Raw genomic sequence first — 8,110 nt, 5'->3', positions numbered from 1 at the left:
TCCTTCGGCCGGTCCGGGTGCGCGCCCGCCGCCGCTGAGCCGCCGGCCGGGCCTCAGATCCCGTCGGCGTAGCCGGGGGCTTCGGCCGCCCGCGCGGCACGGTGGCGCCGCTCCTGCGCCCGCCCGAGCCACAGGCTGTTGACGAGCCAGGCCGCCGAGAGCGGCACCGCCACCACCGAGGCCGCCGCCGCGCCGAACCCGAGCGCCCCGAGGCCGGCATAGGACCACGCGCCGGCCTGGTCGCCCAGGCGGTAGACCACCGTGTCGATGAAGCTCTTGGCCTTGTAGCGGTCCTCCCGCGGCACCACCGTGAACAGCACCTCGCGGATCGGCCGGCTGATCGCGAAGTTGCCCGCCCGCCGCAGCACCTGGAAGCCGACGATGGCGGCGATGGACGGCGCCAGCGCCAGCAGCCCGAAGCCGAGGATGCTCAGCGCGGGCAGGATCGCCAGGGTGAGCCCGACGCCGATCCGGCGCACGATCCGCCCGGTGAGGAAGAACTGCACCCCCAGCGTCAGCACGTTCACCGCCAGGTCGACGCCGGCGAAGAACGCCGTCTGCGCCGCCCGGTCGGGGAAGCTCGCCTTGGCGATCGCCGCCTGCTGGAAATACAGGTAGGTCGAGGTCACCGAGAACAGCAGCAGGAACAGCGAGATGTTCAGGAGGTAGGGCGAGGCGAACGTCCGGGTGACGCCGGCGAACACGCTGCCGCCGATCACCTGTCCCGTCCCCTGCTCCGGCCCGCCGGACGGCGCCTGCCGCAGCCGTTCCGACAGGCGGGCGAGCCCGCGCATGCTGAACACGGCGCATTCGAGCAGCGCGACCGCGCCGAGCATCAGGCCCCAGGTCGGCACGGTCTTGGCGAGCAGCGCGGTCGTCGCCGAGCCGGCGATCGCCCCGAGCGTCGCGCCGGCCGCGATGAAGCCGAACAGGCGCTTGCCCTGGATCGTCGAGAACACGTCGACGATGGTCGCCCAGAAGATCGACACCACGAACAGGTTGAAGATCGAGAGCCAGACGAAGAACACCCGCCCGATCCACACGTCCCAGTCCGGCGGGGCGAGGTAGAGCGCCAGCGCGAACAAAAGGATGTTGGCGCCGAAGAACCGGTAGGTCAGCGGCACGAAGCGCGCGCGCGGCATGCGCTTGACCAGCCAGGCGAAGGGCAGGTTCAGCGCCAGCATCCCGACCAGCGTCGCCGTGAACAGCCAGGGCAGGTTCTCGATGCCGCCGGCCACGCCCATCTGGTCGCGGATCGGCCGCAGCACGTAGTAGGCGGCCAGGATCGAGAAGATGTAGGCCCAGGACCAGGCCAGGGCCGGCCCCTCTCCGGGCCGGACGCCGATCAGGCGCGCGAGGGCGTTCGAAGGCGCGGCCTCGCTCGGCGGCGTTGCGTGATTCATCGGGTCAACTTGTTGCAAAGACCGGCTCCGACGCGCCCTCCCCCGCAGAGGGGAGAGGGAGTTGCCCGGTGGCCATCGTCACGGCGTCAGCCCGAGGGTCTTGCGCAGCTCCGGCGCGGTCTTCTCGTGGCCGAAGCCCGGCGAGCCCATGGCGAACTTGCTCGCGTCCTTCAGGCCGCCGACCACCACCGGGTCGAAGCCGGCATCGTGCACGAGGCCCTCGGCGACCTTGAGGGCGCTGGCGTCGTCGCCGGCGATCGGGATCGCCATGCGGCCGCCGGCCCGGTCGGCCCCGCCGTTGGCGCCCTCCTTGGCGAAGACCTTGTAGTTGGCGGCGTTGAACGCCCGGACGAGCCTAGCGCCGGGGAAGTACTTCTCCGAGGTGGCGCCGATGCCGTTGGCCTGGACCTCGTCGTAGAGCTCGCCGTCGCGCGCCTTGGTGGCGTTGCCGGCATCGAGCACGACCTTGCCCTTGAGCGCGGCGGCGTAGGATGTCGAGAGCTCCGGATAGGCCTTGTACGGCACCGCCACGAGCACCGCGTCGCCGAAGGCGATCGCCTCCTCGGGCGTGCCGGCCTTGGCCTTGCTCCCGAGGGCCTCGATCAGGGCCTTCAGGGTCTCGGGATGGCGGGAGGAGAACATCACCTCGTGCCCGTCCTTGACCCAGAGGCTCCCGATCGTGCCGCCGATGTTGCCCGAGCCGATCACGCCGATCCGGATTTTCTTGGATGCTTCCTGCGCCATCGCCGGAAACGCGAGGCATGCGAGGCCGGCGATGAGCGCGGCACGACGGGAAAGTCCCAAAAGGTCAGAGCGCATCGATGAAGGCCTCCATCCGTTTCCGCTCGGCCGCATCGGGCAGGCGCCCGCGGGCTGCGGCGAGGTTGTCCTCGACGTAGGCGACCTTCGCCATGCCGGGGATCGGGCAGGTCACGGCCGGGTGGCCGAGGACGTATTTCAGGAAGAATTGCGGCCAGGTCTCGCAGCCGAAGCCCTTGGCGAAGTCCGGCACCGCCTTGCCCTGGACCGCCTTGAACAGGCGGTCGCGCCCGAACGGCACGTTGACCATCACCGCCTGCCCCCGGTCGGCGGCGAGCGGCAGGATGCGCTCGGCGGCCTCGCGGTTGTCGATCGCGTAGTTGACCTGGATCGCGTCGAGGGGCTCGCCGCGCATCACCCGCTCCAGCCCGTCGAACTGCCCGTCGCGCCAGACCGTGACGCCGAGGTAGCGGATCCGCTTCTCGGCCTTGAGGTCGCGCAGCACCGCGAGGTTCTCGGTCGCGTCGATCAGGTTGTGCACGGCCAGCAGATCGATCCGCGCGACCTTCATCCGCGCCAGCGAGCGCTCGAACTCGGCGCGCGTCGCCTCGCGGCCGGTGGTGTCCACCTTGCTCGCCAGGAACACCTTCTCGCGCAGGGCCCCGTCCGGGAGGATGAGGCCGAGCACGTCCTCCGCCGTGCCGTAGCTCGGGGCGGTGTCGATCACCGATCCGCCGAGCGCCACGAAGCGCTCCACCGCCGCCCGCAGCGGCGCGACGGCCTCGTGCGTCGGCGCGACCTCGTAGCGGCGCGAGGTGCCGATGCCGACCACCGGCAGCAGCTCGCCCGTCGACGGGATCGGCCGGCGGATCAGCGCCTCCTCCGCCGCGAGGGTTTGGGCCAAGGGTAGCAGCCCGGCGGCGGCGATCAGCGCGCGGCGGGACAGGCGGCTGGGTGCGGGAGAGGCTGCGAGAGGCATCGCGGAAGGCTCCGTGGCGCAAGGCGTGCCGGGACTCAACTAGGGCAACCGTGAGTAAGCGCCCGCCTTTTCTCGATTGTGACTCCGCGAGCCGTTCGGGCGGCTCTGCGATCAATCCTCTTCCGGCGGATCCTCGAACTCCGCGCCCTCCGTGTCGGGGGCGATGCGGAACCGGTACTCGTCGATGGCGAGGAACGCCCGGTGCACCGCCTGCGGGTCGAGGCCGTCGCGCACCACCAGGGTCTGGAAGTCGATGAACAGGCGGGCGATGCGCGCCTCCCCCGTCAGGGCTTGGAGGGCCGAGGAGCCGGCCCCGCCGCGCATCAGGAAGCGCTTGGCCGCGCCCTCGGTGTCGGGGAGGGGCAGCACCGCGACCTGGCCGGCGGTGTCCGGGCGCAGCTCCGCCCAGCGCGCCGGCGTCCAGGCGATGATGGCGTCCGATTGCTTCACCGACCGAGCCTCCGCATGCCGTCCCCCGGCGAACGGCCTACAGAAAGCGCGCGGCCCGGAAAAGGCCTACGGCGCGCGCACCACCTGCCCGCGGATCTCGCCCTTCGGGTTCGCGGCGGTGTGGAGGTTGACGTAGATCTTGCCCGCGACGAGGTCGGCCGCCTTGGCGTCGTCGATCGTGGCCGAGCCCTCGAACGGGCTGGCGGCGGCGGTCACCGGGATCAGCACGCCGGCATTGGTGCCGGCCTCGGCCGGACCGTGGAAATGCGCGGCCGTCACGGGCCCGGTCAGCCCATTGTAGCTGCCCTTCCAGGTCAGCGTCTTGCTCGCCGGATCGTAGGTCGCCGAGATCTCGCCGGTGCCCTTGCTGTCGTTGGCGGGCACTTCCGAGCCTGCCTTCAGCGCAGCCCGGTACGCCAGGCCTTCGGCTGCCGACGCCCCGGAGACGGTCGCGGACAGCGCGAAGGCGGACAGCGCCAATGCGGCGAAGCCGCCGCGGACGGTGCGGATCATCGGATCCTCCCTTTCGGCAAGCCGGCGTGGCTCGCATCCGGGAAGATAGGCGCATCGGAGCGCCCGGCGATCACGTTGTCGCGTGCGGCCGGTGCCGTGGCGTCGGCCCGCGTGTCAGGCGATGTCGGAAGCGGACGCGTCGGGCGTGCTGGCGCGGGCGATCCGGGCAGCGGACTTCACCATCGCCAGGACGTCGCGGCGCATCTGCAGGTCGGCGATCGCGGCGTAGGCCTTCAGCAGCTCCGCGGCGCCGGCGATGCCGAGGAAGGGCAGGCTCGTCCCGTCCTCGAAGCTGCGGGCCTCGCCGGGCTCGCTCTCGAAGAAGGTCGAGACCGGGACGCCGAGATGGTCGGCGATCGTCTGCAGGCGGCCGGCGCCGACGCGGTTGCGGCCCTTCTCGTACTTCTGGACCTGCTGGAAGCTCACCCCCAGCGCCTGGCCCAGGGCGGTCTGGCTGATCCCGCGGGCGGCCCGAAGCACCGCGATGCGGTTGCCGACGGTGTGGTCGGCATCGGTCGGCTTCTTCTGTTCCGCGGTCGTCATGGGGCTGGCCTCACAGGGTTCGTGCTGTCGGGCGGGATGCCCGGATGTGCAGTGTAACCGGCGCTCTCGGAATACAATCAAGAGGAGCACTGTAATCGTGGTATCAATCTATACCTTTCCAACGGTGCAGCCACGCTTTTTTCGAATGGCCGGTATCCCGCACGGCAGGGGTCAACGTTTCTTAAGGCAACCGCGCTGTCATGGCGTGACGGGAACGCGTTGCGGAAAACGTACCTAAAGTATGTCGATTGATTCGGGCAACACCCCCGTCCGCCCCATCGGCCGAATCCGATCCATCGACGCCCTGCGTGGTCTCGCCGCAACGATGGTGATGCTGCACCATTACCTCTTCAGCTACGAAGGCCGCATCGGGCCGCATGTCGACCGCGTTCCGAGCTTCGCCGCCGGGCATTTCGGCGTCGAGCTGTTCTTCATCCTGAGCGGTTTCGTGATTGCCGGTACGCTCGGGCGGACGCCGTCCCTCGGAGACTACGCCGTGCGGCGGGTCGCGCGGCTGTATCCCGCCTTCCTCGTCTGCTCGGGGGGCACGCTGGGGATCTTCGCCCTCGGCGGCCCGAATCCCGTGGGGATCACGCCGGGCGCGGCCCTCGCGGGTCTGACGATGCTCAGTTCGCTGATCCGGGTGCCGCCGATCGATCCGTCCCACTGGACGCTGACCTACGAGGTCGCCTTCTACGCCCTCGCCGCCCTCGCCCTGATCCATAGGGGCCCGGCGACCGATCCCGGGCTGCGCCTGGAGCGGATCTGCGCCGGATGGCTCGCCGCGGCGTTCGTCGGCACGCTGGTCCTTCCGGTCCGGACGCTGCAGGTGGTCGTGCTCCTCAACCTTCCCTTCGCGCTGCTGTTCGTGATCGGGGCGATGCTCGCGCGCCTCGCGGCGGGCGCGCTGACCCCCCTCGGCCTCGGGGCGCTCGCCGCCGCGTTCGGCTTCACCGCCCTCGGGCCCGCCGTCGACTACGGCGGCGTCGGGACGGGCTTCTATGTCCTGCTCGTGCTCGGCTTTGCCGGCACGGTCCTCGCCGCCGCGACCGGGCGGCTGCCCTGGCTCGGCTGCGCGCCCCTGGTTTTCCTCGGGGCGATCTCCTACCCGCTCTACCTCGTCCACCAGATCCTCGGCTACGCGATCATCCGGGCGCCGGAGGCCGGCGGATGGTCGTCCGGATCGGCGATCCTCGCGGCCGTCCTCGCCTCGGTCGGGCTCGCGACCGTGATCCGCTACGCCGTCGAGACGCCGGGACAGCGCGCGATCCGCCGCGCCTTCGACCGGACGCGGTCGTCCGTGCCCGACACCGCCGAGCCGGCCCGATCCTGATGGGATCCTTATGGATTCGGCGCCGCCTCCCTCTCGCATTCCTACGGCGCGTCCGGCCACTCTGACGATCACGGCAAGCAGGTCGCCGGGGCGGATCGGTCGAAGCGGACCGGTCGGCCCACGACCGCGTTGCCGGCTCCTCGTCGTCCGGACGCCCGCCATGCTCGACCTCGTCTTCCTCGCCGGAGGCCTCGCCTTCTTCGCCCTCGCGGTCGGCTATGCCGGCCTGTGCGCGCGCCTGTGAGGGCCCCGCCATGCCCTACGGCCTGTCTCTCGACCTGACCCTCGGCGCCCTCGTGACGGTCGGCCTCCTCGCCTACCTCACCTACGCCCTCGTCCGCCCCGAGCGGTTCTGAAGGACACCAAGCCCATGACCGTGAACGGCTGGATCCAGATCGCGCTCTTCTGCGCGGTCGTGCTGGCGCTCGTGCGCCCCCTCGGCGGCTACATGACCCGCGTGTTCGCGGGCGAGCGGACGTTGCTCTCGCCCGTGCTCGAGCCGATCGAGCGCGGGCTCTATCGCCTGGCCGGCATCGACCGGACCCACGAGCAGCACTGGCTCGCCTACGCCACCGCGATGCTCGTCTTCCACGCGGCCGGCTTCGTGCTGCTCTACGGCCTGCTGCGGCTGCAGGCGGCCCTGCCGCTGAACCCGGACGGGCAGGGCGCCGTGGCGCCGGACCTCGCCTTCAACACCGCGGCGAGCTTCGTCACCAACACCAACTGGCAGTCCTACGGCGGCGAGACGACGCTCTCGTACCTGTCGCAGATGCTGGGGCTGACCCACCAGAACTTCCTGTCGGCCGCGACCGGGATCGCGCTGGCCGTCGCCCTCGTCCGGGGATTCTCGCGGGCCTCGGCGCGGACGGTGGGCTCGTTCTGGGTCGATCTCACCCGCTGCACCCTCTACCTGCTGCTGCCGCTCTGCGTCGTGTTCACGCTGTTCCTGGTCTGGCAGGGCATCCCGCAGACCTTCGGCGGCGCCGTCGCGGCGACGACGCTCGAGGGCGCGCCCCAGACCATCGCGGTCGGGCCGGTGGCGAGCCAGGTCGCGATCAAGATGCTCGGCACCAACGGCGGCGGCTTCTTCAACGCCAACGCCGCCCACCCGTTCGAGAACCCGACCGCGCTGTCGAACTTCGTGCAGATGGTCTCGATCTTCGCGATCGGCGCCGCGCTCACCAACCTGTTCGGCCGCAGCGTCGGCGACGAGCGTCAGGGCTGGGCGATCCTGGCCGCGATGGCCGTGCTGTTCGGGGCCGGGATCGCGGTCACCTACGGCGCCGAAGCCGCCGGCAGCCCGGTCCTGAACGCGCTCGGGCTTCCCGGCGGCAACATGGAGGGCAAGGAGATCCGGTTCGGGATCGTGGCCTCGGCGCTGTTTGCCGTCGTCACCACCGCCGCCTCCTGCGGCGCGGTCAACGCCATGCACGACTCGTTCACCGCGCTCGGCGGCATGATCCCGCTGATCAACATGGAGCTCGGCGAGATCATCGTCGGCGGCGTCGGCGCCGGGCTCTACGGCATGCTGGTCTTCGTCATCGTCACGATCTTCGTCGCCGGGCTGATGGTCGGGCGCACGCCGGAATACCTCGGCAAGAAGATCGAGGCGCGCGAGGTGAAGATGGCGATGCTCGCCATCCTCTGCCTGCCGCTGATGATGCTCGGCGGCACCGCGCTCGCCACCGTGGTCGCGGCGGGGCTCGCGGGGCCCGCCAATGCCGGCCCGCACGGCTTCTCCGAGATGCTCTACGCCTTCACCTCGGCGGCGGCCAACAACGGCTCGGCCTTCGGCGGGCTGACGGCGAACACGACCTTCTACAACACCACGCTGGCGGCCGGCATGCTGGTCGGGCGGTTCTTCGTGATCGTCCCGGCGCTCGCCATCGCCGGCGCGCTCGCCGCCAAGAAGACCGTGCCGGCCTCGTCCGGAACGTTCCCCACCGACGGCGGCCTGTTCGTCGGGCTCCTCGTCGGCGTGATCCTCATCGTCGGCGGCCTGACCTTCTTCCCGGCGCTGGCGCTGGGGCCGATCGTCGAGCACCTCGCCGGCGGCCTCGGCCAGACCTTCGCCGCGGGGGGCTGACCCGTGGGCCGCACCCTCCTCCACGCCGCCCCCCGCACAGCACC

The 8,110-nt window shown here is 70.9% G+C and carries 9 protein-coding genes; 3 read left to right on the top strand and 6 right to left on the bottom strand.

Translation table 11 applies throughout. From position 1 onward, the window contains the following. Positions 1-53: 53 nt before the first annotated feature. From FV230_RS20775 to FV230_RS20750, 6 genes are all read right to left on the bottom strand, one after another. A complete protein-coding gene (locus tag FV230_RS20775; RefSeq protein ID WP_147843739.1) occupies positions 54-1,403 on the bottom strand; it encodes an MFS transporter in 1,350 nt (449 codons plus the stop codon). A 78-nt stretch (positions 1,404-1,481) separates the two neighbouring features. Beyond that, a complete protein-coding gene (locus FV230_RS20770; RefSeq protein ID WP_147727692.1) occupies positions 1,482-2,222 on the bottom strand; it encodes an NADPH-dependent F420 reductase in 741 nt (246 codons plus the stop codon). Continuing rightward, complete coding sequence (locus FV230_RS20765; protein ID WP_147843738.1) at positions 2,212-3,141, bottom strand: aldo/keto reductase; 930 nt, start codon at positions 3,139-3,141, stop codon at positions 2,212-2,214. The genes FV230_RS20770 and FV230_RS20765 overlap by 11 nt, the downstream gene beginning before the upstream one ends. A gap of 111 nt (positions 3,142-3,252) precedes the next feature. Beyond that, a complete protein-coding gene (locus tag FV230_RS20760; protein ID WP_147843737.1) occupies positions 3,253-3,591 on the bottom strand; it encodes a hypothetical protein in 339 nt (112 codons plus the stop codon). Between the two features lie 66 nt (positions 3,592-3,657). Continuing rightward, entirely contained in the window at positions 3,658-4,104 is a 447-nt protein-coding gene (locus FV230_RS20755) for a CHRD domain-containing protein (RefSeq protein ID WP_147843736.1), read from the bottom strand. A gap of 114 nt (positions 4,105-4,218) precedes the next feature. Beyond that, a complete protein-coding gene (locus FV230_RS20750; protein WP_147727688.1) occupies positions 4,219-4,647 on the bottom strand; it encodes a helix-turn-helix transcriptional regulator in 429 nt (142 codons plus the stop codon). Between the two features lie 241 nt (positions 4,648-4,888). On the opposite strand from FV230_RS20750, the gene FV230_RS20745 reads away from it, so the two are divergent. From FV230_RS20745 to kdpA, 3 genes are all read left to right on the top strand, one after another. Next, entirely contained in the window at positions 4,889-5,980 is a 1,092-nt protein-coding gene (locus FV230_RS20745; RefSeq protein ID WP_147843735.1) for an acyltransferase, read from the top strand. 254 nt (positions 5,981-6,234) lie between these two features. Then, complete coding sequence (locus tag FV230_RS20740; RefSeq protein ID WP_147843734.1) at positions 6,235-6,336, top strand: K(+)-transporting ATPase subunit F; 102 nt, start codon at positions 6,235-6,237, stop codon at positions 6,334-6,336. A gap of 14 nt (positions 6,337-6,350) precedes the next feature. Continuing rightward, a complete protein-coding gene (kdpA, locus tag FV230_RS20735) occupies positions 6,351-8,066 on the top strand; it encodes a potassium-transporting ATPase subunit KdpA (RefSeq protein ID WP_147843733.1) in 1,716 nt (571 codons plus the stop codon). The last annotated feature ends 44 nt before the right edge of the window (positions 8,067-8,110 follow it).

The organism is Methylobacterium sp. WL6, from assembly GCF_008040095.1.
Lineage (GTDB): Bacteria > Pseudomonadota > Alphaproteobacteria > Rhizobiales > Beijerinckiaceae > Methylobacterium.
Note: the sequence above shows the minus strand (reverse complement) of the source record. Positions and strands in the feature narration are given on the sequence as shown.

Bases quoted from the DNA above. Each gene is read 5' to 3' on its own strand.
- FV230_RS20775 (WP_147843739.1), bottom strand. From the start codon at position 1,403: ATGAATCACGCAACGCCGCCGAGCGAGGCCGCGCCTTCGAACGCCCTC.
- FV230_RS20770 (WP_147727692.1), bottom strand. From the start codon at position 2,222: ATGCGCTCTGACCTTTTGGGACTTTCCCGTCGTGCCGCGCTCATCGCC.
- FV230_RS20765 (WP_147843738.1), bottom strand. From the start codon at position 3,141: ATGCCTCTCGCAGCCTCTCCCGCACCCAGCCGCCTGTCCCGCCGCGCG.
- FV230_RS20755 (WP_147843736.1), bottom strand. From the start codon at position 4,104: ATGATCCGCACCGTCCGCGGCGGCTTCGCCGCATTGGCGCTGTCCGCC.
- FV230_RS20750 (WP_147727688.1), bottom strand. From the start codon at position 4,647: ATGACGACCGCGGAACAGAAGAAGCCGACCGATGCCGACCACACCGTC.
- FV230_RS20745 (WP_147843735.1), top strand. From the start codon at position 4,889: ATGTCGATTGATTCGGGCAACACCCCCGTCCGCCCCATCGGCCGAATC.
- FV230_RS20740 (WP_147843734.1), top strand. From the start codon at position 6,235: ATGCCCTACGGCCTGTCTCTCGACCTGACCCTCGGCGCCCTCGTGACG.
- kdpA (WP_147843733.1), top strand. From the start codon at position 6,351: ATGACCGTGAACGGCTGGATCCAGATCGCGCTCTTCTGCGCGGTCGTG.